Source organism: Phyllobacterium myrsinacearum (assembly GCF_002980555.1).
In the GTDB taxonomy this organism is placed as follows: domain Bacteria; phylum Pseudomonadota; class Alphaproteobacteria; order Rhizobiales; family Rhizobiaceae; genus Phyllobacterium; species Phyllobacterium myrsinacearum.
In genome coordinates this window covers 793,245-819,450 of the sequence record NZ_PVBT01000001.1, presented here as the reverse complement: position 1 = coordinate 819,450, position 26,206 = coordinate 793,245, and the positions used below count along the sequence as shown (strand labels likewise).

Annotated in this window: 31 protein-coding genes; 16 read left to right on the top strand and 15 right to left on the bottom strand. The window is 59.9% G+C overall.

Annotated features, from left to right (window positions below; all coding sequences use genetic code 11):
• Window positions 1-99: 99 nt before the first annotated feature.
• Window positions 100-1,263, bottom strand: a complete 1,164-nt coding sequence (locus C5750_RS03895; protein ID WP_130502063.1) for a phosphotransferase family protein — start codon at window positions 1,261-1,263, stop codon at window positions 100-102.
• Window positions 1,264-1,462: 199 nt separating this feature from the next.
• Window positions 1,463-2,620: an MFS transporter gene (locus tag C5750_RS03890; RefSeq protein WP_105732521.1), complete on the bottom strand. Its 1,158-nt coding sequence runs from the start codon at window positions 2,618-2,620 to the stop codon at window positions 1,463-1,465.
• A gap of 284 nt (window positions 2,621-2,904) precedes the next feature.
• Between C5750_RS03890 and C5750_RS03885 the strand changes: the two genes are divergently transcribed.
• The 3 genes from C5750_RS03885 to C5750_RS03875 all read left to right on the top strand — a co-directional run bounded on the left by C5750_RS03885 (window position 2,905) and on the right by C5750_RS03875 (window position 5,456).
• On the top strand, window positions 2,905-3,612 hold the full coding sequence (locus tag C5750_RS03885) for a polysaccharide deacetylase family protein (RefSeq protein ID WP_245420968.1): 708 nt from the start codon (window positions 2,905-2,907) through the stop codon (window positions 3,610-3,612).
• A 196-nt stretch (window positions 3,613-3,808) separates the two neighbouring features.
• Window positions 3,809-4,213 (top strand): DUF2147 domain-containing protein, encoded by a 405-nt coding sequence (locus tag C5750_RS03880; protein ID WP_165401860.1) that lies wholly within the window; start codon window positions 3,809-3,811, stop codon window positions 4,211-4,213.
• A 100-nt stretch (window positions 4,214-4,313) separates the two neighbouring features.
• The gene (locus C5750_RS03875) at window positions 4,314-5,456 is read left to right on the top strand and encodes a PQQ-dependent sugar dehydrogenase (RefSeq protein ID WP_105732519.1); all 1,143 of its coding nucleotides are present in this window, start codon (window positions 4,314-4,316) and stop codon (window positions 5,454-5,456) included.
• Between the two features lie 36 nt (window positions 5,457-5,492).
• Here C5750_RS03875 and C5750_RS03870 read toward each other — a convergent pair whose 3' ends face one another.
• The 3 genes from C5750_RS03870 to C5750_RS03860 all read right to left on the bottom strand — a co-directional run bounded on the left by C5750_RS03870 (window position 5,493) and on the right by C5750_RS03860 (window position 8,278).
• Window positions 5,493-6,341, bottom strand: coding sequence for a universal stress protein (locus tag C5750_RS03870; protein WP_105732518.1), 849 nt, complete (start codon window positions 6,339-6,341; stop codon window positions 5,493-5,495).
• A 145-nt stretch (window positions 6,342-6,486) separates the two neighbouring features.
• Window positions 6,487-7,329, bottom strand: a complete 843-nt coding sequence (locus C5750_RS03865; RefSeq protein ID WP_105732517.1) for an NAD(P)-dependent oxidoreductase — start codon at window positions 7,327-7,329, stop codon at window positions 6,487-6,489.
• A gap of 52 nt (window positions 7,330-7,381) precedes the next feature.
• Window positions 7,382-8,278, bottom strand: a complete 897-nt coding sequence (locus C5750_RS03860; protein WP_105732516.1) for a LysR substrate-binding domain-containing protein — start codon at window positions 8,276-8,278, stop codon at window positions 7,382-7,384.
• A gap of 63 nt (window positions 8,279-8,341) precedes the next feature.
• Here C5750_RS03860 and C5750_RS03855 point away from each other — a divergent pair, with 63 nt between their 5' ends.
• Window positions 8,342-9,274, top strand: a complete 933-nt coding sequence (locus C5750_RS03855) for a DMT family transporter (RefSeq protein WP_105732515.1) — start codon at window positions 8,342-8,344, stop codon at window positions 9,272-9,274.
• A gap of 34 nt (window positions 9,275-9,308) precedes the next feature.
• Here C5750_RS03855 and sugE read toward each other — a convergent pair whose 3' ends face one another.
• The 4 genes from sugE to C5750_RS03840 form a co-directional block, all read right to left on the bottom strand.
• A complete protein-coding gene (gene sugE / locus C5750_RS03850) occupies window positions 9,309-9,626 on the bottom strand; it encodes a quaternary ammonium compound efflux SMR transporter SugE (RefSeq protein WP_105732514.1) in 318 nt (105 codons plus the stop codon).
• A gap of 11 nt (window positions 9,627-9,637) precedes the next feature.
• Window positions 9,638-9,778, bottom strand: coding sequence for a hypothetical protein (locus tag C5750_RS26490; RefSeq protein ID WP_158531241.1), 141 nt, complete (start codon window positions 9,776-9,778; stop codon window positions 9,638-9,640).
• Window positions 9,779-10,007: 229 nt separating this feature from the next.
• Window positions 10,008-10,322, bottom strand: coding sequence for a PepSY domain-containing protein (locus C5750_RS03845; protein ID WP_105732513.1), 315 nt, complete (start codon window positions 10,320-10,322; stop codon window positions 10,008-10,010).
• Between the two features lie 72 nt (window positions 10,323-10,394).
• The gene (locus C5750_RS03840; RefSeq protein ID WP_105732512.1) at window positions 10,395-11,219 is read right to left on the bottom strand and encodes a mechanosensitive ion channel family protein; all 825 of its coding nucleotides are present in this window, start codon (window positions 11,217-11,219) and stop codon (window positions 10,395-10,397) included.
• 305 nt (window positions 11,220-11,524) lie between these two features.
• Here C5750_RS03840 and ftsZ point away from each other — a divergent pair, with 305 nt between their 5' ends.
• Window positions 11,525-12,559, top strand: coding sequence for a cell division protein FtsZ (gene ftsZ, locus C5750_RS03835; RefSeq protein WP_105732511.1), 1,035 nt, complete (start codon window positions 11,525-11,527; stop codon window positions 12,557-12,559).
• A gap of 57 nt (window positions 12,560-12,616) precedes the next feature.
• Here the strand turns inward: ftsZ and C5750_RS03830 are convergent, their stop codons facing one another.
• Entirely contained in the window at window positions 12,617-13,225 is a 609-nt protein-coding gene (locus tag C5750_RS03830; RefSeq protein WP_158531240.1) for a PadR family transcriptional regulator, read from the bottom strand.
• A gap of 262 nt (window positions 13,226-13,487) precedes the next feature.
• Here C5750_RS03830 and C5750_RS03825 point away from each other — a divergent pair, with 262 nt between their 5' ends.
• The gene (locus C5750_RS03825) at window positions 13,488-14,129 is read left to right on the top strand and encodes a glutathione S-transferase family protein (protein ID WP_105732509.1); all 642 of its coding nucleotides are present in this window, start codon (window positions 13,488-13,490) and stop codon (window positions 14,127-14,129) included.
• Between the two features lie 79 nt (window positions 14,130-14,208).
• Here the strand turns inward: C5750_RS03825 and C5750_RS03820 are convergent, their stop codons facing one another.
• The 4 genes from C5750_RS03820 to C5750_RS03805 form a co-directional block, all read right to left on the bottom strand.
• Window positions 14,209-14,427 carry a DUF1127 domain-containing protein gene (locus C5750_RS03820; protein WP_105732508.1) on the bottom strand — a complete coding sequence of 73 codons (219 nt, stop codon included), beginning with the start codon at window positions 14,425-14,427 and terminating at the stop codon, window positions 14,209-14,211.
• 10 nt (window positions 14,428-14,437) lie between these two features.
• Entirely contained in the window at window positions 14,438-15,028 is a 591-nt protein-coding gene (locus C5750_RS03815) for a TetR/AcrR family transcriptional regulator (RefSeq protein WP_105732507.1), read from the bottom strand.
• Window positions 15,029-15,140: 112 nt separating this feature from the next.
• Complete coding sequence (locus C5750_RS03810; protein ID WP_105732506.1) at window positions 15,141-15,635, bottom strand: hypothetical protein; 495 nt, start codon at window positions 15,633-15,635, stop codon at window positions 15,141-15,143.
• A gap of 110 nt (window positions 15,636-15,745) precedes the next feature.
• A complete protein-coding gene (locus C5750_RS03805; protein WP_130270419.1) occupies window positions 15,746-16,120 on the bottom strand; it encodes a hypothetical protein in 375 nt (124 codons plus the stop codon).
• 189 nt (window positions 16,121-16,309) lie between these two features.
• On the opposite strand from C5750_RS03805, the gene C5750_RS03800 reads away from it, so the two are divergent.
• The 5 genes from C5750_RS03800 to C5750_RS03780 all read left to right on the top strand — a co-directional run bounded on the left by C5750_RS03800 (window position 16,310) and on the right by C5750_RS03780 (window position 20,295).
• The gene (locus C5750_RS03800) at window positions 16,310-16,957 is read left to right on the top strand and encodes a response regulator transcription factor (RefSeq protein ID WP_105732504.1); all 648 of its coding nucleotides are present in this window, start codon (window positions 16,310-16,312) and stop codon (window positions 16,955-16,957) included.
• Window positions 16,957-17,613, top strand: coding sequence for a putative pterin-binding protein (locus tag C5750_RS03795; protein WP_105732503.1), 657 nt, complete (start codon window positions 16,957-16,959; stop codon window positions 17,611-17,613). Before C5750_RS03800 ends, C5750_RS03795 begins: the two co-directional genes overlap by 1 nt.
• A gap of 2 nt (window positions 17,614-17,615) precedes the next feature.
• Window positions 17,616-18,851, top strand: coding sequence for a sensor histidine kinase (locus C5750_RS03790; RefSeq protein WP_105732502.1), 1,236 nt, complete (start codon window positions 17,616-17,618; stop codon window positions 18,849-18,851).
• Window positions 18,852-18,951: 100 nt separating this feature from the next.
• Window positions 18,952-19,695 (top strand): GGDEF domain-containing protein, encoded by a 744-nt coding sequence (locus tag C5750_RS03785; protein WP_105733100.1) that lies wholly within the window; start codon window positions 18,952-18,954, stop codon window positions 19,693-19,695.
• A gap of 294 nt (window positions 19,696-19,989) precedes the next feature.
• A complete protein-coding gene (locus C5750_RS03780; RefSeq protein WP_105732501.1) occupies window positions 19,990-20,295 on the top strand; it encodes a hypothetical protein in 306 nt (101 codons plus the stop codon).
• 53 nt (window positions 20,296-20,348) lie between these two features.
• Here C5750_RS03780 and C5750_RS03775 read toward each other — a convergent pair whose 3' ends face one another.
• Window positions 20,349-21,041: an antifreeze protein gene (locus C5750_RS03775; protein WP_105732500.1), complete on the bottom strand. Its 693-nt coding sequence runs from the start codon at window positions 21,039-21,041 to the stop codon at window positions 20,349-20,351.
• 502 nt (window positions 21,042-21,543) lie between these two features.
• Here C5750_RS03775 and trhA point away from each other — a divergent pair.
• The 5 genes from trhA (at window position 21,544) to C5750_RS03750 (ending at window position 26,183) form a co-directional block, all read left to right on the top strand.
• Window positions 21,544-22,146, top strand: a complete 603-nt coding sequence (gene trhA, locus C5750_RS03770; RefSeq protein WP_342588450.1) for a PAQR family membrane homeostasis protein TrhA — start codon at window positions 21,544-21,546, stop codon at window positions 22,144-22,146.
• A 209-nt stretch (window positions 22,147-22,355) separates the two neighbouring features.
• The gene (gene osmF / locus C5750_RS03765) at window positions 22,356-23,267 is read left to right on the top strand and encodes a glycine betaine ABC transporter substrate-binding protein OsmF (RefSeq protein WP_105732498.1); all 912 of its coding nucleotides are present in this window, start codon (window positions 22,356-22,358) and stop codon (window positions 23,265-23,267) included.
• A 71-nt stretch (window positions 23,268-23,338) separates the two neighbouring features.
• Complete coding sequence (locus C5750_RS03760) at window positions 23,339-24,496, top strand: ABC transporter permease (RefSeq protein WP_105732497.1); 1,158 nt, start codon at window positions 23,339-23,341, stop codon at window positions 24,494-24,496.
• On the top strand, window positions 24,493-25,434 hold the full coding sequence (locus tag C5750_RS03755; RefSeq protein WP_105732496.1) for an ABC transporter ATP-binding protein: 942 nt from the start codon (window positions 24,493-24,495) through the stop codon (window positions 25,432-25,434). The genes C5750_RS03760 and C5750_RS03755 overlap by 4 nt, the downstream gene beginning before the upstream one ends.
• Window positions 25,431-26,183, top strand: a complete 753-nt coding sequence (locus C5750_RS03750; RefSeq protein ID WP_105732495.1) for an ABC transporter permease — start codon at window positions 25,431-25,433, stop codon at window positions 26,181-26,183. The genes C5750_RS03755 and C5750_RS03750 overlap by 4 nt, the downstream gene beginning before the upstream one ends.
• The last annotated feature ends 23 nt before the right edge of the window (window positions 26,184-26,206 follow it).

The following is a 26,206-nucleotide window of genomic DNA, read 5'->3' as shown; positions in this document are numbered from 1 at the left end:
GCGGTCTTTCGCATATTTGCAAATGAAACGCCCGGGTGATCAATCGCCCGGGCGTTTCACTGTGCTGGAACCGGCGGCAAGCGCACCCGTCCGATTATCTCATGCCGTCATCAGCGCCGCAGTCCGGCGCAGCCAGTCGGCTGGATCACCGTGATGATAGACGTGCTCCGACGGCTCGATATTATCGATGAACCGCTGGTAGATCACGGCCCGTCTGGCCGCGGCAACCGGCGCGAGAAGACCGGCGGCACGGGCGGGGCCGCAGCCGGGCACCCTGGCCAGCCATGCGCGATTCCAGTGATCCTTGATTGCCTCCGCATGCTCCGGTGCAACCCCGTCGAGAAAGGCCGGCTGGTCAAGCAACGGGTGACCGATACCGCTGTCTCCCCAATCAAGCAGCGTCAGCTGCCGTTCCGTCCCGCGAAAATTGCCGGGATGGCAGTCGCCATGAACAAGCGTATCCGGCAATCCGCAGGCGTCGAGTGCAGCGAACCGGGCAGGAAGCTCTTCCACGAAACGCCGCAGCGCTGAGCCTTCCTCCCCCGACAGTTCTGCGCTCGTCCGCTGCACGACACTGGCGATTTCGGCAGACAGGCTCGCGCCGCGCCAGTCGGGCAATCCCATGGCGCGCAGTTCCTCCGTGCGGCCGATCCACAGGGCCTGCATGTCGACAAGCAGCGTCACCATGCCGAGCAGTTGCGGCAGGGACGCCTCAAACAGGTCATTGCCCGGAATTTCCGCCAGCAGAAGGCGCCCGCTATCATCGTGTCCAAACAGTTCGGGAACACGCTGTCCGCGCAACGCGGTGATGATGCGCGACTCATGCCCCAGGAACGGCGGCACGACTTTCAGCCACGCCGATTGGCCGCCGATGGGGATGCGCCAGACGCTGGAGAGATTCCAGGTGCGAACCTGAACGGGTTTGCCGGTGGCAGCCAGGCCGTGGCCGGCAAGCACCTGCTCCGCCCAACCGAGATCAGCGGCGGGACCGCCGGGCGTGGCGTAGGCGCGGCGCAGCGCATGGGCTTCGATCCTCCCGGTCCAGACCTGCGCCGGCACGGGCTCCGCAATCTCGGCGAGATAGGTGACTTCCACCCCAGGCGGCCGGTCCCGCGCCACGTCGAGCAGGCGCAGGATCGTCACCTCGATGCCATGCTGCTCGCGGGCGGCGCGCACGACGGACTCCACTTCCTGCCACCACGGAACATCGACAGGCATCGGCGGCAGGCTGCCGACCACCGCGCCGTCAGGTGTGACCAGCACCAGCCGTGCTGCGCGCGGCGGGACGGTTGTTTGTTCTTCGCTCTCTATTTTATGCTCCTGTCGCTGACCCGCCCCGCGGGTTTCCTGCATTGGCGTTGATATAGACGATCCCTGCAAAAGCCATAGGACCTGCCGGAATATCCGGCAACACATGTCTCACCTGCAGCTTGGTACGGCGGCGCGGGCCGCTCGATTGTCGTTACGGAAAGGCGAACCTCGCTGCCTTGGCAGAGCGTACTGCCACGACGCTCGACACCACCGCCAGGCTTGCAAGGATCGCGCCCGACAGGGGAAGCGCCAACAGTGACGCATTCTTCATCGTCAGGCCGCCGACAGCTGTTCCTAGCCCCACGCCAAGGTGCATCGCGGAGAAATTGAGGCTGACGCCCGCTTGCGCGGTCTCGGGACTGGTTGCCATCAAAAAGCTCTGCACCACCGGAGAAATCATCCAGCTGATGCAACACCAGATCATCATCAGCATGAATGCCAGCCAGGGCAGACCCGCAGCGAGCGGGATGGTTGCCAGAGCCGACAGATAGGCAAACGGCACGAACAGAATGGCGAACCGGGGTGACATCCCGTCGGACAGCCAGCCGCCTAGATACCCGCCGCTGACGCCAGCGACGCCAAATGCGATGAAGGCCGGAATAATCCATGGCTTTGGGATGCCGGCAGCATCTGCGGCATAGGGCGCAAGATAGGCGAAAACAACGAAATGGCCGCCGATCATCAGGATGGAAACCAGCTGCGCACCGACAAGCGCACGCACGCGCAGGTGCCGCAGATAGCCCGGGGAGCCCTGCCCGCTCCGGCCTGAAACAGGCACCGCGGCCATGCTGATGACGAGCACGATTGCCGCCAGCAATGCCAGGGCAACGAAGACGCTCCGCCAGCCGAACCATGCATCGATCGCCATGCCCATCGGCACGCCCAAAACGAGCGAACCGCTGATCCCCATGAAGATGATGCCAATGGCGCGGCCGCGCATCTCCTCACCGGCCATCGCCGTCGCCAATGTTGTGCCCACAAGGCAGATCGTTGCACTTGCGGCCGCCATGCCCACGCGCGCCGCGAATAGACAGGCATAACCGGGACTGGCCGCCGCCAGCAGATTGCTGGCGATGAAGAGAACGAGCGCGGCGAGAAATACCGTCTTGCGCTCGGCGCGCGCCGTAAGCCAAAGCGCAGCCGGCGCGGCAAGCGCAAAGCTGATTGAAAATACCGCCGTCAACTGTCCGGCAAGCGCTATCGAAACACCAAGCCCGGACGCGACATCCGGCAAAATTCCGACAATGATGTTTTCCGCCGTGCCCGTCGCAAAGGTCGCAAACGCCAGGAAAATAACCTTGATATTCATTCTCTCACCCCTCCAATGCATCCTTGTCCATGCAGTGAAGGGCAATCCCCTTCCCGACATGGACCAATGGCCTGTCGGGTTTCGCGGCGACGCTTCGGTTATCCCTTGCTCAATCAAATATCATGCGATCCGGCCAACGGGAAGAGTACCTGATGCCTCGCTTGACAGTCTCCCGCCCCACATGAAACAAATCCGCATACAAATTGCTGAGAGCAATCAAATTGTACTTTGCTGCCGTTTCAGAGAAAACCATGCGGACCGTATTTCTATGCTTGATGATATGTATGTTCTCGTCCGCTGCTTTCGCACAACGAACGATATACCTGACCTTCGACGACGGCCCGCTTGAGGGAACGTCGAACATCCTGGACGTCATTCAAACGCAAAATGTTCCGGCCACGATGTTCATGGTGGGCTTGCATGCCGATGCGAGCAGCGAGCGGGCGGCATTGGTGACAAAGGCCAGATCGATACCGTTCATTACGGTGGGCAACCACAGCTATACCCATGCGAACAATCATTACCGCCTCTTCTATTCCTCCGTTGAGGAATTGCTGGCCGACCTTGCACGCGCCAACACCTCGCTGGGCCTGACCGGCAATCCAATCCATGCGCGCCTGCCGGGACGCAATGTCTTCCGCCTTCCCGACCTGTCATCGGACGATCTGTCGATTGGCAAACCGGAGGACCGGCGTGAAGAACCGGACTTCGAATTCGTCGCGGCGAGCGGCTATTTTCTCTACGGCTGGGACCATGAATGGGTCCACGAAAACAGCGGCAAACCCGTGCAAACCGTCGATCATTTGCTCAGTGAAATCGACCACCTCTTCGGCTTCGGCAAATTGGCCCGGCCCAACAAGCTGATCCTGCTGATGCATGACGAGATGTTTCAGGACACGTTCAATGGCGCCGGCAATCTGAAAGCCCTGATTACGGGACTGAAGGCCCGCGGTTATACCTTTGGCCGGATCAAGGATTATGACGCCGGCTGAACCTGTGCTGGCATGCACCAGGGATAAGCGGCGCTGACGCAGGATGTGTGAATGCGGCAAATAAAAAACCAAAAACACATGCTCCGCCTGTGCACAGGAATGCCATACTTGTCCTGTAAGGGTGCGCAAAACGCGGTTGTTAACCGGCTTGCGAACCCAACGCCCCACGAAGGCCAGGAGATATCCATTGATTACTGTGCGAAAAGCTATTTTCTCGTGTCTTTTTCTCGCGGCACTGACTGCTCAATCGGCCGCTGAGGCACCGGACATCGCCGGAACATATGTCAATGATACCGGCCGCACGAAAGTCCGGCTCAGCGACTGCGGTGCCGGGATTTGCGGCACGGTTGTCTGGATGAGTGCGCCTGTCAATGATGTGAAAAATCCGGATGCGTCCAAGCGCAACCGGCCCGTTGTCGGCATTCAGGCCGTAACATTGAAACCGACCGGCGAAGGAACCTATTCCGGTACCCTTTACAACACCGAGAACGGCCAGACCTATACGGGCAAGGCAAAGGTTTCGGACCAGGGTATCGAGCTGTCCGGCTGCGTCCTTGGCGGATTGATCTGCAAGGTTTCGGTCTGGCGCCGCGCCGACTGAGTCAGCGCGCGCTTCTCTGCGCGGATCAACGCTTGCACACGGCTGACTGCACACCTATGTCCAATGCCAGGCATTAACGGGCATTCACTGGAGGGCTTTCATGACTCGTCGTGCGGTTGCCGTCGTCCTTGCAATCCTTGGCATTGCCGGTTCCGGCCCGGTCGCATGGGCTGCCGCATCGGTCAACGCGGGCAGGAATGCGCCAAGCGCCACCACCCCTTTCACGGCAACGACCGTTGCGCGTTTCGACACGCCATGGGCCATAGCCTTCCTTCCCGATCGCCGCATGCTCATTACGGAAAAACCGGGCCGGCTTTTCCTCGTGACCCCGCAGGGGGACAAAACGGAGATAAGCGGCGTTCCTAAAGTGGCCTATGGCGGCCAGAACGGGCTGCTTGACGTGGCAGTTGCGCCGGACTTTGCCCGCAAACCCGTGATTTACCTGACCTATGTGGAACCGGGAGCTGGCGGCAGCAGTCTCGCCCTCGCCCGCGCCGAGCTCTCTCTGACCGGAAAGACCGGCGAATTGAAGGGGCTCGACGTCATCTGGCGGCAGATGCCGAAGGGCAGCGGCGGACAGCCCGGCGGAATCATAGCGTTCTCGCCTGACGGGCGTCACCTGTTCCTCACATCGGGGGATCGCATGCGGCCAAGCACGGCGCAGGACCCCGATCAGGCCCTCGGGAAAGTTTTGCGGCTCAATCTCGACGGATCGACGCCCCCCGACAATCCCTGGGCCAAGCAGGGCGGCATCAAAGCGCAGATCTGGACCCTGGGGCACCGCAACCCCTATGGCCTTGCCTTTGATGCCAAAGGCAGGCTCTGGCTGGATGAAATGGGCCCGAAGGGTGGCGATGAACTCAACCTTTTGAAGCCGGGACGCAACTATGGCTGGCCAATTGTCTCCAACGGCGACAATTACAATGGAACGCCCATCCCGCGCCATGACACCCGCCCGGAATTCGAGGCTCCGCTCGTCTATTGGACGCCGGTCATCGCTCCCGCCGGCCTGGCGTTTTACCAGGGCGACCTCTTCCCGCAATGGAAGGGATCGGCGTTCATCGGCGGGCTGGTCGAAAAAGGCTTCGTGCGGATCAGCTTCGACACCGATGGCGGTGCCAGGGAAGCGGACCGATGGGTGCTCGGCCATCGCATCCGCGATGTCGCCGTGGCACCGGACGGCGCGCTTTGGCTGATCGAAGACGAAAGCAACGGCCGCCTGCTGCGGCTGACGCCGAAATAGCAGGGATGTCATCAGTTCCGTGCTTCGACGCTATGCTCAGCGCGATATGAGCATGGGCAGCTCGGTGTCCGACAACAGCGATCGCGTCACGCCGCCAAACAGGATTTCGGTGGAACGCGGGTGGCTGTAGGCGCCAATGACCAGAAGATTGGCCCCGATGCCGCGCGTCTCCCTGATAATCGCGTGCGCAACCGGTTCATTCGACGAAACTGCCAAAACAGTTGCCTGCACGTCGTGCCTTGCCAGATGGCTCAAAAGGTCCGCGCCCGGCTCATGCGTGCAATCGGCCGCTGCGTGACCGTTTTCAATGACGAGTATGGTGACCTGCTTTGCCGTCACGATAAACGGCATCGCATCATAAACGGCACGCCGCGCCTCCCGGCTGCCATTCCAGGCGATAACCACCCGGTTGCCGATCGTGTCCCCATCCCACTCCCGTGGAATAACCAGCACAGGAATTCCCGTTGCGAGGAGCAATTGTTCGGCCGACCAGCTCATGGGCAGATCGCCCAGCGGCGGTTGCGCGGCAACGATCAGATCCGCATTCAGGCCACGGACCATGTTCTGGTCGCCGGGCCTGTCGTGCCACGCCACGCGAAACTCGGACCCGATGCCCTCGGCTTCGGTAATCCGGGCAAAATGGCGGCCCGACCTGATCAGTTTGTTTTCGTCAGCGCTTCTCTGGCGAACGATCACCTGCCGGATTGCTTCCGGCCCGCGCGCAAAATTATCGGATGGCGAGCCGTAGGCCGCTCGGGTCAAACCGTAAACACCGACGAGATAAGCCCCATGCTTCCTGGCGAGGCGCGCCGCATGCGCACCAATTTTTTCACCGGGGAGAGAGGCATCCAGGAAGACGACGATATCACGCCACACGGAAAGCATCGGAATACTCCTTGAACCATGTCCTTCACAAGATATGGTGTTGGGATATCCGTTTGTCACCCATCATGGGGTGCGCCGCGCGTTAAATTATCGATACGGTTAAAATGCGCGGTCGCCTGTTCTTCAGGCGCCATTCGCCTTGCGGTTATTTACCGGCAAGCACGCCATCCAGCGTTGAGGCGAGACGCCCATCGGCATTCTGATCATGGGCAATCCGGGAAAAAACCTCTGCCATGGCCTGGAAAAGCGCCGCGCCGGGATCATCAGGTCCCAGGAATTCGGCAATCTCCTCCATCTCCGCTACCCATCGATAGGCTTTGGGATACATATCGGGTATCGAGCGCTGGAAGCGTGCGAGAAGCTCCGGCATACTTTCCGCCATCTCCGCATGCAGGCTTGCCGCAGACCCCGATCCGGCTGCGGCCAGCAGCATGGTTGTACCAAGCCCGATCAGCCCCTTGTTGATGCCGGCATAAACCATCTTCAAGGCAGAGGCTGCACCGATCGAACCATCGACGCGGTGCGCCCGCAAGCCCAGCGCCGCAAGGCGATCCACGATCGCAGCGCTGCCGCCGCTGACATAGAATTTCGGTCCGGCATTATCGGGTTTCGGCGGCAGGCCGATAATGGCGCCGTCGCATATGTCCCAACCCGTTCCGGCCAGAACCGATCCGACGTCGCGCATCGAATTGGGATTGATCGCATTGAAATCGATGAAGGTGCCTTTGGCGCTCGCTGCCGACAAAACCGGCGCGAACCTGCGCGCGACGCCGGTCGCCTCGGCGGGAGGAACAATGGAGAATATCAGGTCGGCCTTTGCGATATCGGCGATGGCTGCGGGTTCGATACCCGCCGCCCGGACGCGGTCCAGTGTCCGCTGGCTTCGCCCTTCGGTAAAGGAAAGGACGCGGGCGCCGCCCTGTATCAGGCGTTGCCCGACGGCGCTGCCCATGGCCCCGGCTCCGATGATGGCGATGGTTGTCGGCATGGGTTGTCCTCACATGAGCTGAACACTCCGGCCAAGCCTCGCCAAGCGCTGTTCAGTTGTCAACGGCGCAATCCGCCGAAAGCCACCGGATGCGCTCAAGCAGTGTGCGGACGGCACGCCGCTGGCTGCCCCGTTCCGTGATGGCATGGAATTTCAATTGGCTGGCCACCGGAGCGCTGGACATCGGCACGAGGCTGCCGTTTTGGACAAACACCTCGCCATAGGGCGCGCGCAGAAGCGCCACGCCGCTTCCCGCAGCCGCCGCGTGCAGGCCCAGATCATAGTCCGGATACCGGCGGTCCTGCGGGCGCGGGCGATACCGGTGCCCGCGCTCGGCCAGCCAGATACGCCACGCATCGGGATAGGCATCGTGAATCAGGGGGTAGCGGAGAATGTCGCCCGGCTCAGCTTCATTTCCCAGGATGAGCGCGAGTTCGGGCGATGCGACGGGAAGGAGAACTTCGTCGAAGAGCGGCATTGCCGCACCATCGCTCCAATCACCGCGGCCGTAACGGATCGCCACGTCAACCTCGCCAAGCGGGGCATAGCGGCGGTCAAGCTCCAGTTCGATCCGCAGATCGGGGGGAGAGCCCTCCAGTTTGCCAAGATTCGGCAAAATCCACAGCCGCGCAAACGACGGCAGGACACTGATCCTGACAGTTTCGGGCTGGCGGTTCTCCCGCCATTCGGCTGCCCCGCTATCGATCAGGTCGAGCGCCTGCTCGAATAACCGCACAAGCCGCTGGCCTTCGATCGTCAGGCGCACACCGCGCCCGTGGCGTTCGAACAATGCCGTCCCGGCCCATGCCTCGACGACGGCGACGCGCCGGCTGACAGCCCCATGCGTCAGATCGAGTTCATCGGCGGCGCCGGAGAATGAGCCGGTACGATTGGACGCCAGAACCGCCTGTATGGCATCGAAGGACGGGAGATCCGAGCTGTGTTTCATTCTCACAGCTCACGCCATATCAGCACTCTATGTCAAGCCTTGAACCTGTTTTAGTTTCTCCCCATGACCCCATCCCGCCCCACACTTCTACCGATCCTGGCTATCTCCACCACCATTCTCGTGTGGGCGACAGCTTTTCCCGCAATCAAGCTCGCGCTTACACAATTGGAGCCCTTGCCGCTCGCATCGATCCGCTATGCCATCGCCGCCGTACTGGCGGCGATGTGGCTGATCTGGAACCGCCCTGCCCGTATGCCGTTGCCTCACCTCCTGCTCTGCGCCGGCTGCGGCATCGTGGGCGGCGCCGGTTACAGCGTTCTCCTGAACATCGGTCAGCAAACCGTCGCGGCGGGCGCCGCAAGCTTTCTCATCAAGACTGAATCGCTGTGGATGGCGACGTTTGCCGTCGTGCTCCTCAAGGAGCGGTTCCCGCCCATTGCCTGGGGCGGAACCCTGTTGTGCATTGTCGGTATTGGCTTGATTGCCAGCGCACAGGCCGGCGGCCTCACCCTGAATTCAGGTGCTGCCTTTGTGCTCGGCGCGGCATTGTGCTCGGCAACGGGCTTTACCGTGCAACGCCAGCTGGTGTCGCGCTATGGCGCCCTGCATGTCGCAGCCGTCATGTTTATTTCAGCCGCCCTCGCCCTTTCACCATGGCTGTCGCAGGCACTGGCCCAGACCGGCAAAGCATCGCTGGCAGTACAGGGCTGGATCGGCTTCCTCGGCATCTTTCCCACCGCAATCGGCCTGGTTTGCTGGGCCTATGCGCTCGGCACATTTGGTGTCGCCCGTGCCGGAAACTTTCTCTACCTCATTGCGCCGATCGCCATGCTGATCGCTTGGCTCATTGCCGGCGAACCGCCGAAAATGAGCACGGTCCTCGGCGGCATGCTCATCCTGGCCGGGGTTGTGATCGTGAACATGCGCGGCAAGACTGTGCAGGCACCGGTTGACGTTCGCACGGAAGCACCGGCAACCGATACCGCCAAATTGTGATCCTGCGCGTCTGCGCCGGGTATCGCAAAACTGCCTATAGCGTCGACAGTTTCAGGCCAATCAGTCCCGCAACGATGAAGCCGACGCTTGCAATCCGGAAAAGCGTGACCGCTTCACCGAGGAAGAATATCCCGACGAGGAATGCGCCAACCGCTCCGATACCGGTCCAGATGGCATAGGCGGTGCCGAGCGGCAGGGATTTCATCGCCACGGCGAGCAAGCCGAAGCTGATGATCATCGTGACGATGGTGATCACACTTGGCACAAGCCGCGTGAAACCATCGGAATGTTTCATTGTGGAAGCCCAAATCACCTCAAACAGGCCAGCAAGGGCAAGATAAATCCATGCCATAATCGTTCCTTTCACATGGGTATGGTTTCAGTGGCCCGGATGAACGACATCAGCCGTTCGCGACCTGTCAGCGCAACGGCCATGGCCAGCGGCAGAACGGCAGCCAGACGGACAAGCGGTCTGACGATGAGTGCTGGCTGGGCCAGCGACAATCAAATGGGAAAAATTCGGTCTGGTATGGGACACCATCATCTCCTTCAATCGAGATAACGGGGCCGTCCCCATGCGCAACCATGACACAGGTCGTCCTGTGCATGGCGGTCGTAACCGCCAGGCGGAAACAATTCAAGTCAACAAATCGTCATATGCGGATCAGAAGATGTGCAAGCCAGCGCGAACAGATCCTGTCTGCGATCTGTTCGCGCTCAGGCGCGGCGTGCGCTAATCGACGGAAATCACGTCACCCGTTCGCCGGTCGACGCTGACGCGAATATCGTTACCCCGCCGGTCTGTCCCCTCCACGATGAAACGGGACCGCGTCCGGTCTATATTGTCCACGTTGCGCAAACCTTCGGCGCGGGCAATGCGGACCGCCTCGCGCTCGCTGATATCCATGCCGCGCCGCATGGGCCGTTCAACGCGCGGTTCGACAAGGCGCACGCCGCCCGGTCCGATTTCGAGCGATTGCGCGAGGGATGGGGCCGCCGGCAGGAGAGCCGCCGCTGCAATGGCCGCAATAGCAAAATATTTCAACATGATCGCCTCCCAAAGAGCATTGTTAAATGCATTATCATCAGGGGAAACGCCAAGCTGGGGCTGTGGTTCCGTTCAAATGCCTGCAGCCTGTTGATCTGCCGGCTTTTTGTCATAGAACAGTTCACCCGTTGCCATGGTCAAATCGGCTTTCACAGCGGCAAAATCGCTGGCCGAGGTCCAGTACCGCAGGGTGATGGCGATGGATTCATCCGTGAGATCGGAGGCGAAGACCTGCGGCGCCGGCTCCCGCAAGATGCGCTTGTCACCAGCGGTCAGGGCCACCAGGCTCTTGCGCATCCGGTCAATATCCTCGCCATGATCAGCCCCGAGCGTGATGTCGTTGCGCCGGACGCCATTGCGCGTATAGTTTTTGACGGGCTGGGTCCAAAGGGTTGAATTGGGCGCAAGGACATAGACGCCGTCCGCAGCCCGCAAGCGGGTGGCAAACAGCCCTATTTCCTCCACCGTGCCGGAAATGCTGCCGACTTCGACATATTCCCCGATGCGCAGCGGCCGCAAGGCGAGGAGCATGATGCCGGCTGCGATATTCTGCAGCGTTCCCTGCAGGGCAAGACCGATGGCCAGGCCGACCGCGCCGATGGCGGCAATGACCGACGCGGTCTGGATGCCGAACTGGCCGAGCACCATGACCGCCACCAGTCCCAAAACCGCATAGCGCGCGATCTTCGAGAAGAAGCGGCGCAGTGTCAGGTCGAAGCCGCCGACCTTCCCCAGTCCGGCATAGAGCCAGCGTTCCACCAGCCCGGCGACGATATAGCCGATCACCAGCAGCAAGATGGCGCCAAGGACCGAGAACGAATAGGTGACAACAAGCGCGCTTGCCTGGTGAATACCGGTCTGTATGGCGGTGACGGCGTTTTGGGGATCAAGTTCCATGGGCCAATTCTCCTGATCAGAAACTGTAGAAGGAAACATCAGAGTGCCGGGATGGTTCCTTCGTCAACGATTGCGTCAATCTCATGGGCACTGCGTCCGCGGCACCGTTTCGCCAAGCGTTGCGGACATACTTTTGACAAGCCATCCGGGCGATATGCCATTTCAGGGCTTGCGCCGAAACCCGCTGTCTGATTCTTTGCCGGACAATGGGGTCAGGAGAAGCTTTGATTCTCCTGGTGAGCTCCGTCATAACATTACGTACCTGCAAGCCGATACGACCATCGGCCGGGAATAAGGATTGCACGATGTCAATTAACCTCAAGAAGCCGGAAATTTCCGAGATGAAGCCGAATATCACCGTGTTCGGTGTCGGCGGCGGCGGCGGCAATGCGGTTAACAACATGATCCGTGAAAACCTGCAGGGCACGCAGTTCATCGTGGCCAATACGGATGCGCAGGCGCTGGCCATGTCCAAGGCAAGCCGGCTGATCCAGCTCGGCGCCAACGTGACGCAGGGGCTTGGCGCAGGCTCGCATCCGGAAATCGGACGGGCCGCTGCGGAAGAAAGCATCGATGAAATCATGGATCATCTCGCCGGCACGCACATGTGCTTCGTGACGGCGGGCATGGGCGGCGGCACCGGAACCGGCGCAGCGCCGGTCATTGCCCGCGCAGCCCGCTCGGCCGGCATCCTGACGGTTGGCGTCGTGACAAAGCCGTTCTCGTTCGAAGGCACGCGCCGCATGCGCATGGCCGAAGAGGGTCTGGAAGAGCTGCGCGACAGCGCCGATACGCTGATCGTCATCCCCAACCAGAATCTTTTCCGCGTCGCCAATGCGTCCACGACCTTTGCCGATGCCTTTGCCACGGCCGACCGCGTTCTCTATTCGGGCGTTGCCTGCATCACCGACCTGATGGTCCGCGAAGGCCTGATCAATCTGGATTTTGCCGACGTGCGCTCGGTCATGCGCGACATGGGCCGCGCCATGATGGGAACCGGCGAAGGCACCGGCGAAGGCCGTGCACAGGCGGCCGCCGAAGCTGCAATCGCCAATCCGCTTCTCGACGTGGAATCGATGAAGGGTGCCAAGGGCGTCCTGGTGTCGATCTCCGGCGGGCGAGACATGACCCTGTTCGAGGTCGACGAAGCCGCAACCCGTATCCGCGAAGAAGTCGACGATCAGGCCAACATCATTCTCGGCGCAACCTTCGATGATGCGTTGGAAGGCGTCTTCCGCGTATCGGTTGTGGCAACCGGCATCGATGTTGCCCGCGCAGGCGCACTGTCTGACGCAGGCACACCCGGCTCCGTCCTGTCGATGACACGGCGTCAGGCCTAAATCCCCTTGCATGAATTCCCATACGGCGCCGTTTCCGGCGCCGCATGGGTTTAGACATCAGTCTTTTTTCTTGCCTGATTCTATGTCCAGCGCCGCCTGTTCGAGGATCTTGCGAACCCGGTCGACCTCTTCCGCATCCCAGCCGTGACTGTGAAGGTGGAGCGCGGTGCGCAGCGTGTCCATCGCATGGGCGACCGCTTCCGGCGCGCGCTGTCCAGCCATCGAACGAGCAACCATGCCCATCCGCGTGCGGACCGCATCCACAAGGTTCTTGTTCTCGGCGAGATAGGCAAGTCCCTCCTCCGTGATGGTATAGAGCTTTTTCGAGCCTTCGCTCGCTGCAGCCGTTACCTGCCCTATTTCCTCCAGGAACGTCAGGGACGGATAGACAGAACCGGGGCTCGGCGCATAGGCGCCGCCGAACAGCTCCTCGATGTCCTTGATCAGCTCATAACCATGGCGCGGCCGTTCGGCGACCAGCGCCAGCAGAACCAGACGCAGGTCGCCTGACGCGAACACCCTGCCTCCGCCGCCCCTGCGGCCGAAACGGCCGCCGCCGCCGGGGCCATCGTGACCGCCGCCGTGACGGCCAAAACCGCGCCCCATGCCGTATATGACAAAACGCTCATCGCGTTCATGCCGTTCGTGATGACAATTTCTAAACATTGTACATTCTCCTTTCATGCACAAACGATATATCTTTTGAGTCTATCTGTAAATACAAACTTCAACCTGCATCGAACGTTTACTCCGTTGGAGGAGCTACACGCATGATTGTGCTGGGGAAAATATTGCGATGCGAACCCGCGCTGCATGATGCCGGGTATTCGACAAGCCTTGCGCATGCCGTGTCCGGGCGATAGCAATAGGTGCGGAAGTCTCGCTCCTGCGAATGTAAGCACTTAAGCCAACGTAGGGACGCTCAGATATGCTCACTGTCTATGGCGAAGGTCGCGGGTTCCGTGTCGTTTGGCTGCTCGAAGAATTGGGAGTGGCCTATCGGCTGCGCCCGGTCGATCTGCTCGCGGTCGAAAACGATCCCGATTTTCTGGCGATCAACCCCGCGGGCTTCATCCCCGCGTTGCAGGACGGCGAGATGATCATGGTCGAATCGATTGCGATCCTCGAATATCTGCTTGCCCGCTACGGCCCGAGCCCGCTCGCCATTGCCCCGGATGATCCGGCTTTTGCCGCCTATCTGCAATTTCTCCATTTGGGAGAGGCCGGGCTCGCTGGGCCAATGAATGCCGTCCTCATCGGTCGCGCACTCGCGCCCGAAGCAGAGAGAAACGCCCGGGTCACACGCTGGGCACTGGAGACCTTTCATAGCCGGCTGGGATTGGTCATCCGGCGTCTCGCAAATCGGCCATTTCTCGCCGGAGACCGGTTCACTGCCGCTGACATTTCAGTGAGCTACGCTCTCCTGTTTGGTCTGCGCACCGGCAACTATACCCCAGGTTCGGTGGAGCGTGCCTATCTCGCCCGCACAACGGCACGCCCCGCCTATGCCCGGGCGATGGAAACCTGCCAAGCCACCAAGGCCTGGGCGGCACGGTCACCGGCGTTGTAGAGCCACTTTTTGCCCCCCATAAGCCGGGAGAGGCGTGCCGCGTATCGGTGACCGGTGCATTCATGAGTCTGCGGCTTCATCAGCGGCGGCGGCGATCGATCTCCCGGGCTTCTTCCCGCGTTATGCCGATGTCATCAAGCAGATGATCGCTGAGCTTGCTGACCTTTGGCTCGCCTGCCCGCCCGCCACGAATATGCAGATAGTTGTTCCAGATATCCGTTGCGGTGTTTTTGATGAATGATGCCAATGCATTGCCGCCGCGTCCTTCTAGTAGACCAGTCGTCTCGATATTGGACATGATAAATCTCCTATGGATGGTTTGTAAGCAGGCAATCGAGCGTCATGGTCGCGAACCGCTTGAGCGGTGCAATGCTGCCTTCCGTCTTCATCCGCACCAGCGCCCCTTCATAGGCATCGATCAGAAAAGCAGCGGTTTCATCGGGATCAAGGTGCGCGGGCAGTTCGCCCTGCGCCCGTGCCTGCCGCAGAACCGTCTGGAAATCGTGCTGCCACGCGGCAAAGGCCCGGTGCAGTTCGTGCCTCAGGACATCGCTGTGGGCGGCAATCGATTGGGCGAGATTGCCAAGCAGGCAGCCGCCAATCGGATTCTCCCGGGCGAATTCCTGTTCGTAATATTCAAAATAGGCACGCAGGCGTTTGAGCGGCGTTTTGCTTTCGTCGCCCAGGATCCGCGTCCGGACAATCTGGTTGCCCTCGGTGTAAAAGGTGAGGACCGCGGAGGCAAACTCCTCCTTGCTGGCGAAGAAATGGTAGAACGAGCCCTTCGGCACCCCGGCCGATTTGAGCACCGGGCCAATGCCCGCCCCTTCATAACCGTGCGAAAGCAGAGCTTTCAGCCCTTCCTCAATCAATACGGTGCGTGTGTCGATCTTTCCCATCTATTCAGAATAGACCAGTCGTCTAGTAAAGTCAAACCCGCTTGCGATGAGTCGTAAAAGAAAAGCCCACCGGACGGCAGGCTTTCAGCAGGTTCTGGACAATAATCGAAAACTACCGATGCCGTCCGGCAGCGGCCACCCGGAAAAATCGCCGGTCGACAGGCTCGCCGTGCGTCGCCATATCGGGCGAAGCCTCTGCCATTCTGCGCAGATTGCGCTCGCTTTCAAACTGCATCACGGACAGCGCGATACCGACAGATGGCTTGCAGCGTCCATGCAGGGATGCCACCAGGATTTCGCGGCAGGAGAAAAAGGTGCCGAGATCACAGCCCGCAAGATAGTCATCCACCGCAGCCCGCGCATTCAGGAAGGCCGATTTCCAGACCTCCATGATCTCGCTGTGCAGGACAACCGCAAGCCGCCAGCGCTCGAGACGCTCCGCCGCATCGGCCGCATTGCGATAGGAATCCAGTCGCAGGCGCAGCGCGTCGCACAGCGCCGCCAGCGGTCCGATCTCCTGTTGGATGACCGCTTCCGCCCCCTGGATCAGTTTTGCTGTTTCCGGATGGGCATCTATAGGTTGGGATTTATCCCAATTGCTCGGCATAGTGTTCGATTCCCTCGAAAATAGAAGCACTTGAGGACGCGTTTTCCCATGCGATGCGAAGTCCTGTCACGTATGCAGGACCAGGATTTCACCGCATGTACCGGTTCGAATTACTGGCATTCCGACTGTGGTTGTGCGATCAGCCTCTGCAGGATTGAAAACAGTTCGTACTTGTCCAAACTGTCGTCCTCCTCCAGCAGAAGAGAACAGATATGCTGTGCCTTCGCCGCAAACTCTTCCAACGTGTTTGCCGGATGTTTCAGCATGGCAACGCGCGCGTGATGTTCCGCGTCCGTTGCCGCCGCCAGGCGCCGGTCTGACGATGCATTGTCCTGTTCGGAGTCCGCACGATCGGTGCATGTCCGGACAATCCATTGCAATTCACGTCTGGAATGTCTGTGCCGTTCAAGCACAGTTGCAATCGAAGCAACGCGTTCGGTCGGATTAACCCGGACACCATCGATGGTAATGATAGCCAAAGTCACGCCGTGTACCCTCTCAATGCATTTCAATGCACCGTTTCGCGTTTCGGTCGGAACACTATGCGGTTACGCTCAGAAAAATAGGGACAACCCTGTCCCTATTTTGCGCTTTGCATAAATCGCACTACTCTCTAAACGCAACTGCTGTATTTTATACACTGTGGCGTGCAACTGTGAGTACGCGTGAGAGCCATGTCGGAACAAACGTCAAAGCATACACATGTGCTGGTCATTGAAGACCAGCACCTCATGAGGCTGGCCCTGATACATGAATTGCAGGCGGCACTGCCTGCATCCATTGTTCACGGGGCGGCCAATGTCACCATTGCCCTCGACCTTCTGGAATCGCATCAGTTCGACCTTGTGGTCATTGACCCCGGCATGCCCGGCTATGATCCGAAATCGCAGGATGATCGCCTGGATGTCGTGCAGGTCATCCTCGACCTTTCACCGGACGCAATCCATATCGTCGTCACGGGTTCCGACACGGATGAAGAATGGGAGCATTGCCAGAAGCTCGGTGTCGTCGGCTACCTCGCCAAGAACAATATAAGGCCGGGAGCACTCGTCGATGTTCTGCAGGAGGTTGCAGAACGGGGCTACAGCGTGAGGTTGTCGAACGAAACAACGGCGCCACCGGAATTCTATCATTCCGGTCTGACGCCACGCGAACAGGAAATACTCGGCTGGATGCGGCAAAGACCGTCTGGAATCAGCCGCAAGGACATATATGAACAGCTTGGGGAACGCTTTGATATCGACGCGGCATCGGCAGAAAAATACTACAAGCGAGCGCGCGCAAAGCTTTTAAAAACCGGGCTCCTGCCAAAGGGGTTGTGATGGGGTCGGCTCTGGACATCAAAAAAACCGAAAAATCATTGGCGAAGGCAGGCACGGAAGAACCCTTCCCTGCCGTTATCGCCAATAGAAAACAACGCGCACCGCGCATCTGGAAATATGCTGCCTTGTTTTTTGCCGCACTGTCGATCGGCGCGCCGCTCTGGTGCGGCGCGGCAGCGGCCAATGACGACCCTGCGGTCATTCAAATACAGGACGCGTCGGGCAGCCCTCTCGGGACCTTTACCCAGGAGCAGTTGAAGCAGCAGTTTCCCATGCGTGATCTGGTCACGGAAACGCCGTGGACCAATGGGGTGAAGGTGCATTTTCGCGGCCCCTCGCTGCAGGAGATGATCGCGAAATACAAAATCGGCGACAAGGCCAACCTCGAAGTTGCCGCCTATGACAATTTCATCGTGAAAGTCACGATGGATGAGGTTGTCGAATTTGCACCCGTGATCGCCATCGAGAGAGCCTGTACCGATGCCGACAAGCAAAGCGGAGCCTGCGCCAAGGATCAGGATTTCAAACCATTGTCACTCGATGATGGCGGCCCGTTCTACATTGTCTGGCCGCTATCCAAACTGCCAAAACCCTATGTCCCCGCGCGCAACACCATATGGGTTTGGTTTGTTACCTCGATCCGTCCGGTTGACTGAACATGAAACTGGATAAGTACCTCGATCCGCTCTTCTACATCATACTGATCAGTGCGGCTTTGATCTGCTGCTGGTCATTCATCCGGGCGGACACGTATCGTATCCAGTCAAACGAAATCATGAGCCAGAGCTTCGAGATTCAGGTCCGCGCCTCGCAGGCGCGCGAAAAGATTTCCAGCATCAAGGGCTATCTGACGCTGGCAACCCGGACAGGTGAAGTCGAGCCGCGCCTGCTGTCGGAAGTCACGCTCATGAACTTCAATCTCAAATCGCTGCAGCAGCTGGAATATGCCGACCGGTTTCTGGATGCGCCCGACATCGCGACACTGCAGAAAACCATCTCGACCGTCGATACCGTCCTGGTTCCCCAGATCAGGGCGGGAAACCAGTACGACAAGGCCCTGAAAACCTTGCAGACAATCGAAACGGATATTTATCGCACCGCCGGTTCGACAATGGCCCACAGCATCACCCTTCAGGGAACCGCGACGATTGCCGCTGATGTCGCCAGGAACAAGCTCCTGGGCGCCGCGGGTGCCCTCATCCTGGCGGGATTGCTCATCCATCAGCGCAGCCTGCTGGCGCGGCGCAAGGACCAGCATATCCGCTCCTTCTCCACCCTGTTTGCCCATATGACACGCACGCGCGTTGCCGCCCTGCGCCTTTTTCTCGGCTATGTCGGCAGCAACACCGTTCCGTCCTCTGAAATGACCTCTGCGGCCCGCAACACCATCGCCGAGCTTGAAAGCATCAACGAGGGGTTGATGATGATCGGGCATTCCAAGACACAATTCCGCAAAGTGCCGTTGGGTGACCTGCTTGCGGACATCGTGTCGAAGAGCGCGGTCGACCTGCAGCTCGACATCGATCAGGCAGCGCGAAATTCGCTCATTCCCGCATCGCAGTTTCACCTGATCATCGACGAACTCGTCCGCAATGCGATCAACGCCGTCGCCACCCGCACCACCCCCGTCATTGCCATCAAGGCCAGCATCCATCGGCGCTTTCTGCAGCGGCCGCAGCTGATACTCGTCGTTGCCGATAACGGCATCGGCATGAACCCGTCGACGCTTGCCAAGGCCAAGGAGCCGTTCTTTTCGACCAAGGCGGGCGTTCATCTCGGCCTCGGGCTGACAAACTGCATGGAGCTGGTGAAAACCATGGCCGGCAAGTTGAAAATCACCTCGACGCCTGACGTCGGCACCACCGTGCGCATCAGTTATGCCCTGGACAGCTGATTTTAGAACAGAATAGTTCGAATTAAACGCAAGCAGGCATGGCTTTCTTCATCTGTTTCGGGCTTGAATGCCGGTGCTTTCAACCAGCCCGGCAAACACCATGAACATCTACACCCTATGGATGACCAAGTTCGGCGCGCTCTCGCCGTTGACGCAGGTCGCGATCATGGTCGGCATGGCCACGATATCCTCGGATATCCTCGCCGTTCTGGCGTTTTTCGTCATCGGCCTGCGAACGCCTTATCACGTTGCCGGCGTCACAACCGCGATCGTGGTGCTGGTCAGCGTCCCCCTCGGGGCTTTTCTCGTCGGGCTGAACTTCAAGCTGAAACAGCTGGCCGCACAGCTCGACCTGGAATCCCGCCGTGACGACCTGACCGGGCTTCTCAACCGGGCAGAGTTCTATGTGCAGGCGCAGGGCCTGTTTCTCGCAGCAAGGCCGATGGATAGCGCCGGAGCCCTCCTCTATATCGACGCCGATCATTTCAAGGCAATCAATGACCGGTTTGGCCATGCCGCCGGCGACGAGGTCATCCATGAGATCGGCCGGGTGATCAGGGCGAATATCGGCGCGCGGGATTTGGCGGCGCGGATCGGCGGCGAAGAGTTTACCGTATTCCTGGCAGACGCGGACCTTGGCCGGGCCAACTGGATCTCGCATAAAATCCTCATGGCCACCCGCACCATCGGCAGGGAGCTTGGACTCGATACGACGGCCATCACGGTCAGCATCGGCATTGCCTTGCACGAACCCGGACAATCGCTCGAGGAAACCCTTGGTGTCGCCGACAAATATCTCTATTCGGCCAAGCATCAGGGCCGCAACCGGGTGGTATATGGTTAGGGGATTTTCGTTCAACCTGTTCGTTCCGGCTCTTCCGCCCGCTTCACTTTCCCATTATGGTCCGCGATGAGGCCGGTCGAAACGGATCGGTCTTGGGGCTCGTAACCCCTCCGCAAGCGGTCGGTGTCGACCGCAAAGGCACCTCCTCAGCCCTATGGCCGGGGGGGCCTCGGCGTATGTCCAGAGCTTCGGCTTAAAGGCCGTGGCGGTCGTCTTGCGGCGGCTTACGAACCTCCCGGTCACCAGAGGATAACCCTCGGGTGACCACTTTCCTCGCGAAACAAGGGGGTGCACATGGACAACTACAATTTCTGGCAGGATTTGTTCGATACGTACCAGTCGCTATCCGACTGGCTCAAGATTCTGTGGCTGATCGTCCCGCCTGCCTTCGTGCTGGGGCTGGTGGCGCTGACGCTGCGCTTCCGGATTGAGAGCAAGAAGGTGGAAAGACGTTTTGACGGCGAGCTGGTCTATTCCATCCACCGCGATGCGGACAACCGCGTCCACATTCTCCGGCATGGTCCGGGCGCGGAGGAAAGTCCCGCACTGCTCCTGCTCGATCCCGCAGGCGCGGAAAAAGCAAAAGACTTCAGCCGATAGGCTCAAAAGGAAAAAGCGGGACTTTCGCCCCGCTTCCACTGTGATTGCCGTGATCAGCCCTTCAGGCGGGAATTGCAGAGGCTGTAATAGCCGCCGCCCTTCTGGATCCACTTGAGGCCGCCGAGCGTGTTGTTCTGCTTGTTGGCATAATACTGCTCGAGGCATGTCTGCATGCGGGCCTTGCCGGCGCTCTCGGTGGAATATTTGCTGGAAACAGCGCTCGGGAAAACAACGCCCTTCGGTGCCGGTGTGGTCGCTGCCGGCGGCTCATCCTTGTAGGTCGCTGTCTGCGGGGTCGGTGCTGTCTCATCAGCAGCGGCAGGAGCAGCTGCAGCCGTTGCACCGGCGGCGCACTGGGTCTTACGGAAGTCGTTCCACTTCACGTTGCCGAGCGTACCGGCGGTTTTTGCAGCCTGATACTTGGCACTGCACTCTTTCATGCTCAGGCCCGTTGCAGCCGGTGCGGCTGCTGCTGGAGCGGCGGCCTTGGGTGCTACGGTTGTTGCCTTCGCGGCAGGCTTGGTCGTGGCAGCAGGAGCCGCCGGAGCGGCTGCAGCGGCCGGTGAAGCATCGGCACACTGGGTCTTGCGGAAGTCATTCCACTTCACGTTGCCGAGCGTACCGGCTGTCTTGGCCGCCTGGTATTTGACGCTGCATTCCTTCGCGGTCAGCGCATAGGCTGGCACAACCGTAAATGATGCTGCGCCAATAATTCCAGCGAGTATGAGATTCCGGGTGATAGTCATATTTGAACTCCCTCAATTTCAACAGTGCACATTCAGAAACTGTCACCAACTACAGGTTTCCCCAGAACCCATAGTCTTCCCATGTGATGAAATGATTATGGCTTAAATTTGAGAAGTAACCAACTAGAATCATTCGGGAAAAATATTCACCAAACATGACAAATTATTACAAGATTTCAAATGATTACGAACGAGTTTTGTTAAAATACTATTTTATCAGATATGTCCGGTAAATAATAAGAAAATGGCCTGAGAAAAAACAACCGGGCCGGATGGAAAGAATCGCCTGCGATTAACCATCGGCAGAGCTTGCGGATCAATCTGCAGTTGTTGAATGGATCCTTGTCTCCCAGACACATTTATGCGGCATTTACGCAGCACGATCTTTCGTTGTTATATGAGATAAATGCCTAATCTCCGAAAAAACTGTTTTATCAAGGACACCGCATTGCCCCCATCGCCGCCCCGTCCGCTGCCCGTATTGGTCTTCCGAAACTATACCGTGGCAGAACTGTGGGCGGATGGCGTCGTCCATATGACGGGTGTGACGCTGGCAATCATCGGATCGATTCTGCTGCTTGCCTTTGTTCCGGAGGAAGCAACCGCAGGCGCCTACGCGGCAACCGCCATCTATCTGGCGACCCTTGTTCTGTCCATGGCCCTGTCGGCAATGTACAATATATGGCCGATTTCCCCGACCAAGGGGTTTCTGCGGCGCTTTGATCATTCGGCCATCTATCTGCTCATCGCCGGCACCTATACCCCCCTCATGGCCAAAAGCGGCACATGGTGGCTCCTGTCCATCGTCTGGTCGATTGCCATGGCCGGCGTCCTGTTGAAGCTGTTGATGCCCAACAGGTTCGACAGGCTTTCCATCGTTCTCTATCTCGCCCTCGGATGGAGCGGCGTTGCCGCCTATCAGGAACTGACGATTGCCCTGTCGGCCACGGTCTTGTGGCTGATCCTGGCCGGCGGCCTCGTCTATTCCTTCGGTGTCATCTTTCACGTCGCGGAACGGCTGCCCTTTCACAATGCGATATGGCACGGCTTCGTTCTGACGGCGGCAAGCATCCACTTTGCCGCCATATGCACGGCGGTCGCCTGAATCCGCCCGGTACACTCCTGCCATTCCGCTGATCCATGCTGACACATCAGGCTTGAGACATTGCCAGAAATAGGACAATCTCACGGGCGGACGAAAAGCTGCAATTTTTCGTTGCATGGCCTTTTCGCGAAAAGAAATACCCGGACCGATCGCTGTAATCGTGATTAAAAGGTCGCTTCAACTCGGGATATGCAAAGGGAACGAAAAGAATGTCTACCAGCAAAACTTTTCTCGGCGTAGCGCTTGCTCTGGCGCTTTCTCTCGGATCTGCCAGTGCGCAGGTTGTTGTTTCTTCCAAGATCGATACGGAAGGCGGTGTCCTCGGCAATATTATTCTGGCCGTTCTCAACGCGAATAAAATTCCAACAACCGACCGCATCCAACTGGGCGCCACGCCGATCGTGCGCAAGGCGATCACGGCCAAGGAAATCGACATCTATCCCGAATATACCGGCAATGCCGCGTTCTTCTTCGAAAAGGCCGATGATCCCGCCTGGAAAGACGCGGCCAAGGCCTATGAGACCGCCAAGAAACTCGACTACGACGCCAACAAGATCGTCTGGCTGACACCCTCGCCCGCCAACAACACCTGGGCCATTGCGCTGCGCAAGGAAGTGGCTGATGCGGAGAAGCTGGTAACCCTTTCCGACTTCGGCAAATATGTGGCCAAGGGCGGAACGGTGGTGCTTGCGGCCTCCTCCGAATTCGTCAATTCGGCAGCCGCCCTGCCTGCATTCCAGACAACCTACGGCTTCAAGCTGAAACCCGAGCAATTGATCACCCTGTCCGGCGGCGATACCGCTGCAACGATTGCAGCCGCTGCCAACAAGACCAATGGCGCCAATGCGGCCATGGTCTATGGCACCGATGGCGGCATCGCCCCTTCCGGGCTGGTGGTGCTCCAGGACGACAAGGGCGTTCAGCCGGTTTATCAGCCCGCGCCGATCATTCGCGAGGCGGTTCTGAAGGAGCATCCGCAGATCGAAACCCTGTTGAAGCCGGTGTTCGAAAAGCTCGATCTTGTCACGCTGCAGGAACTCAATGGCCGCGTGCAGGTTGGCGGCGAACCGGCAAAAGCCGTTGCGGAAGACTTTTTGAAGAAGAACGGCTTCCTCAAGTAAATCCGCTCTTTGCCGGGATGGGGTGAGCCCGGTCTGGGCTTGCCCTGTTCCGGCAAAAAGGAGGCCATGCCGTGCGTCTGGACAAACTAGGTGTCGTGATTGCCCTGATCGCCGGATATGCCGTGGCGGCAGCACCCTTTGCCACGTTCCGTGCCAACCGGATCGTCGCCGGTGAGCCGCAGACGCTGTTGGCGGCCTTGCCCTCCTGGGCTGGCCCCACGCTTCTGGCGGTCATTGCAGCAGCCGTTCTCGTTGGATTGTTCCGCACACCCTCGACATTGCGGCTGGCGGCGAGCTTCGCCGCCCTGGCCGCCCTCCTCCTGTTGATCGGCACGGCGGCCGACCATCTGACGCCGCCTGGCAACACCTACGCGCGCGTATCCCCGGCCTCGGGCTTCTGGCTGCTGCTCTTTGCCTTCGCCCTGCTGGCGGCGGATGCCCTGACGCGCCTGCGCCCGACACCGCCGCTCCGCATCCTAGTCCTTGTCCTGGCCGGGGCCTTCCTCGGTTTTGTCCTGTTCACCGGCAGTTGGGACAGGCTGTCGATACTCAAGGAATACAGCGCCCGCGCCGACAGTTTCTGGGCGGAGGCCAGCAAGCATGTGACGCTGGCGCTCGGCTCGCTCGCCGCTGCCGTCATTGTCGGCATCCCGCTCGGTGTCCTGTGCCACAGGGTGCAGAAGCTGCGCGCCGCCGTTCTCAACGTCCTCAACATCGTCCAGACCATCCCCTCCATTGCCCTGTTCGGCATTCTCATCGCCCCGCTCGGCTGGATCGCGGCGCATGTGCCGGGCGCCGCTGACATCGGCATCAAGGGCATCGGCATGGCGCCCGCATTCGTCGCGCTGTTTCTCTATTCCCTGCTGCCGGTGGTGGCCAATACGGTGGTCGGGCTTGCCGGCGTGCCGGTGCAGGCCAATGATGCCGCCCGCGGTGTCGGCATGACGGAACGGCAGCGCCTGTTCCGGGTGGAGTTTCCGCTGGCCTTTCCCGTGATCCTGACCGGCGTGCGTATTGTCTTGGTTCAGAATATCGGCCTTGCAACCATCGCCGCGCTGATCGGCGGCGGCGGTTTCGGCGTCTTCGTGTTTCAGGGCATTGGCCAGACCGCCATGGATCTGGTTCTGCTCGGGGCGGTTCCGACCGTGCTTCTCGCCTTCGCGGCTGCCATCATTCTCGATGCGGCCGTCGAACTCAGCTCCCCCTTTCACGCGAGGACATCCGCATGATCGAAATCGAGAACATCACCAAGCGCTACGGCGCGGCAACGGTCGTCAACGACGTCTCGCTTGTCGTGCAGCCGCGAACGATCACCGTTATCGTCGGGACCTCAGGGTCGGGCAAGACGACGCTGATGCGCATGATCAACCGGCTGGTCGAACCGACAGCGGGCGTGATCAGGCTCGATGGCGAGGACAACCGCACCCTGCCCGGATACGAACTGCGCCGCCGCATCGGTTATGCCATTCAGGGGCATGGCCTTTTCCCGCACCGTACCGTGGCGCAGAACATCGCGGTCGTTCCCGAACTTCTCGGCTGGGACAAGGCAAGAACCGATGCCCGCGTCAGCGAGCTGCTCTCCCTGTTTCAGCTCGACCCGGAAACCTTTGGCCCACGCTATCCGCATGAACTTTCCGGCGGCCAGCAGCAGCGCATCGGCGTTGCCCGGGCGCTGGCAGCGGAACCCAACGTCCTGTTGATGGACGAGCCGTTCGGCGCGCTCGATCCCGTCATACGCTCGAAGGCGCAGGAGGACCTGCTCGCCATCCAGAAGCGGTTCGGCACCACGATCATCCTGGTCACGCATGATATGGAGGAAGCGATCCACCTTGGCCACAAGATTGCAGTGATGGATGGCGGCAATCTGCTGCAGTATGCAACGCCCGCCGAAATTCTTGCCAATCCGGCAACGGATTTCGTGGCAACACTGGTCGGCACGGGTGACCGGCCGTTCCGCTTCCTGTCCCTGAGCCCCGCTGGCGACGCGGTGGAGCCCGGCACAGCCGAGGGCGAAGCCATCCCCGCCTCCGCCACCCAGCGCGATGCGCTGGCTGAACTCCTCTGGTCCGGCCGCCCCGCTTTGCCCGTGGTCAACGAGGCCGGCAAAGCCATCGGCCGGGTCACCGTCGATGGGCTGGTCAAGCGGGCGTCGAGGCCCGCCGCATGAAACTGCGCCTGCCCGCCATAGTGCGCATCGGCATCCTGGTGCTGCTGGTCGTGTTTCTCGCACGGCCGGAATGGTTCGAGCCGGTGTTTCGCCCGCTGACGCAGAACAATGCTCCGGTGATCTATAATCAGGGCAGCCTGCTCAACCTGACACTGCTTCACCTGCGCACCGTTGCCATTGCGACGGCGGGCGCGACCATCGTGGCCATCGCGCTGGCCATTCTGGTCACGCGCCCCTTCGGCGCGGAATTTCTGCCACTGTCCCGCAGTCTGGTGAATATCGGCCAGACATTTCCGCCCGTCGCCGTGCTCGCTTTGGCGGTGCCAGCCGTCGGCTTCGGTGAAAAACCCACGCTGATCGCGCTGTTTCTCTACGGATTGCTGCCCATCTTCGAAAACGCGCTGACCGGCCTGACCACCCTGCCGCCGACCGTCACCGATGCGGCGCGCGGCGTCGGCATGACCGGCTGGCAGCGGCTTGTCAAAGTGGAGCTGCCGCTGGCGATGCCGGTCATTCTTGCCGGCATCCGCCTCTCGGTGACGATCAATCTGGCAACGGCCACCATCGGCTCCACGGTTGCCGCCAAAACGCTGGGCGAAGTGATCATTGCCGGGCTGCAATCCAACAACCTCTCCTTTGTGCTGCAGGGCGGTCTGATCGTCGGAGTGCTCGCCGTCATGATCTATGACGGATTGTCGGCGATGGAACGTTTCATTTCGCGGCGCATGGGCCTTCTCCAGCAAGGCTGACCGTTTCCCCTGCGCTTTTTTCA

What these genes read in the sequence shown, in the direction of transcription:
- C5750_RS03800 (WP_105732504.1), top strand. Translation starts at nt 16,310, where the DNA reads ATGTCGGAACAAACGTCAAAGCATACACATGTGCTGGTCATTGAAGAC.
- C5750_RS03785 (WP_105733100.1), top strand. Translation starts at nt 18,952, where the DNA reads ATGAACATCTACACCCTATGGATGACCAAGTTCGGCGCGCTCTCGCCG.
- C5750_RS03790 (WP_105732502.1), top strand. Translation starts at nt 17,616, where the DNA reads ATGAAACTGGATAAGTACCTCGATCCGCTCTTCTACATCATACTGATC.
- C5750_RS03775 (WP_105732500.1), bottom strand. Translation starts at nt 21,041, where the DNA reads ATGACTATCACCCGGAATCTCATACTCGCTGGAATTATTGGCGCAGCA.
- C5750_RS03830 (WP_158531240.1), bottom strand. Translation starts at nt 13,225, where the DNA reads ATGTTTAGAAATTGTCATCACGAACGGCATGAACGCGATGAGCGTTTT.
- C5750_RS03875 (WP_105732519.1), top strand. Translation starts at nt 4,314, where the DNA reads ATGACTCGTCGTGCGGTTGCCGTCGTCCTTGCAATCCTTGGCATTGCC.
- C5750_RS03795 (WP_105732503.1), top strand. Translation starts at nt 16,957, where the DNA reads ATGGGGTCGGCTCTGGACATCAAAAAAACCGAAAAATCATTGGCGAAG.
- C5750_RS03755 (WP_105732496.1), top strand. Translation starts at nt 24,493, where the DNA reads ATGATCGAAATCGAGAACATCACCAAGCGCTACGGCGCGGCAACGGTC.
- C5750_RS03825 (WP_105732509.1), top strand. Translation starts at nt 13,488, where the DNA reads ATGCTCACTGTCTATGGCGAAGGTCGCGGGTTCCGTGTCGTTTGGCTG.
- C5750_RS03840 (WP_105732512.1), bottom strand. Translation starts at nt 11,219, where the DNA reads ATGGAACTTGATCCCCAAAACGCCGTCACCGCCATACAGACCGGTATT.
- C5750_RS03890 (WP_105732521.1), bottom strand. Translation starts at nt 2,620, where the DNA reads ATGAATATCAAGGTTATTTTCCTGGCGTTTGCGACCTTTGCGACGGGC.
- C5750_RS03820 (WP_105732508.1), bottom strand. Translation starts at nt 14,427, where the DNA reads ATGTCCAATATCGAGACGACTGGTCTACTAGAAGGACGCGGCGGCAAT.
- sugE (WP_105732514.1), bottom strand. Translation starts at nt 9,626, where the DNA reads ATGGCATGGATTTATCTTGCCCTTGCTGGCCTGTTTGAGGTGATTTGG.
- C5750_RS03810 (WP_105732506.1), bottom strand. Translation starts at nt 15,635, where the DNA reads ATGCCGAGCAATTGGGATAAATCCCAACCTATAGATGCCCATCCGGAA.
- ftsZ (WP_105732511.1), top strand. Translation starts at nt 11,525, where the DNA reads ATGTCAATTAACCTCAAGAAGCCGGAAATTTCCGAGATGAAGCCGAAT.
- C5750_RS03815 (WP_105732507.1), bottom strand. Translation starts at nt 15,028, where the DNA reads ATGGGAAAGATCGACACACGCACCGTATTGATTGAGGAAGGGCTGAAA.
- C5750_RS03870 (WP_105732518.1), bottom strand. Translation starts at nt 6,341, where the DNA reads ATGCTTTCCGTGTGGCGTGATATCGTCGTCTTCCTGGATGCCTCTCTC.
- C5750_RS03780 (WP_105732501.1), top strand. Translation starts at nt 19,990, where the DNA reads ATGGACAACTACAATTTCTGGCAGGATTTGTTCGATACGTACCAGTCG.
- C5750_RS03860 (WP_105732516.1), bottom strand. Translation starts at nt 8,278, where the DNA reads ATGAAACACAGCTCGGATCTCCCGTCCTTCGATGCCATACAGGCGGTT.
- C5750_RS03750 (WP_105732495.1), top strand. Translation starts at nt 25,431, where the DNA reads ATGAAACTGCGCCTGCCCGCCATAGTGCGCATCGGCATCCTGGTGCTG.
- osmF (WP_105732498.1), top strand. Translation starts at nt 22,356, where the DNA reads ATGTCTACCAGCAAAACTTTTCTCGGCGTAGCGCTTGCTCTGGCGCTT.
- C5750_RS03885 (WP_245420968.1), top strand. Translation starts at nt 2,905, where the DNA reads ATGTTCTCGTCCGCTGCTTTCGCACAACGAACGATATACCTGACCTTC.
- C5750_RS03845 (WP_105732513.1), bottom strand. Translation starts at nt 10,322, where the DNA reads ATGTTGAAATATTTTGCTATTGCGGCCATTGCAGCGGCGGCTCTCCTG.
- C5750_RS03865 (WP_105732517.1), bottom strand. Translation starts at nt 7,329, where the DNA reads ATGCCGACAACCATCGCCATCATCGGAGCCGGGGCCATGGGCAGCGCC.
- C5750_RS03855 (WP_105732515.1), top strand. Translation starts at nt 8,342, where the DNA reads ATGACCCCATCCCGCCCCACACTTCTACCGATCCTGGCTATCTCCACC.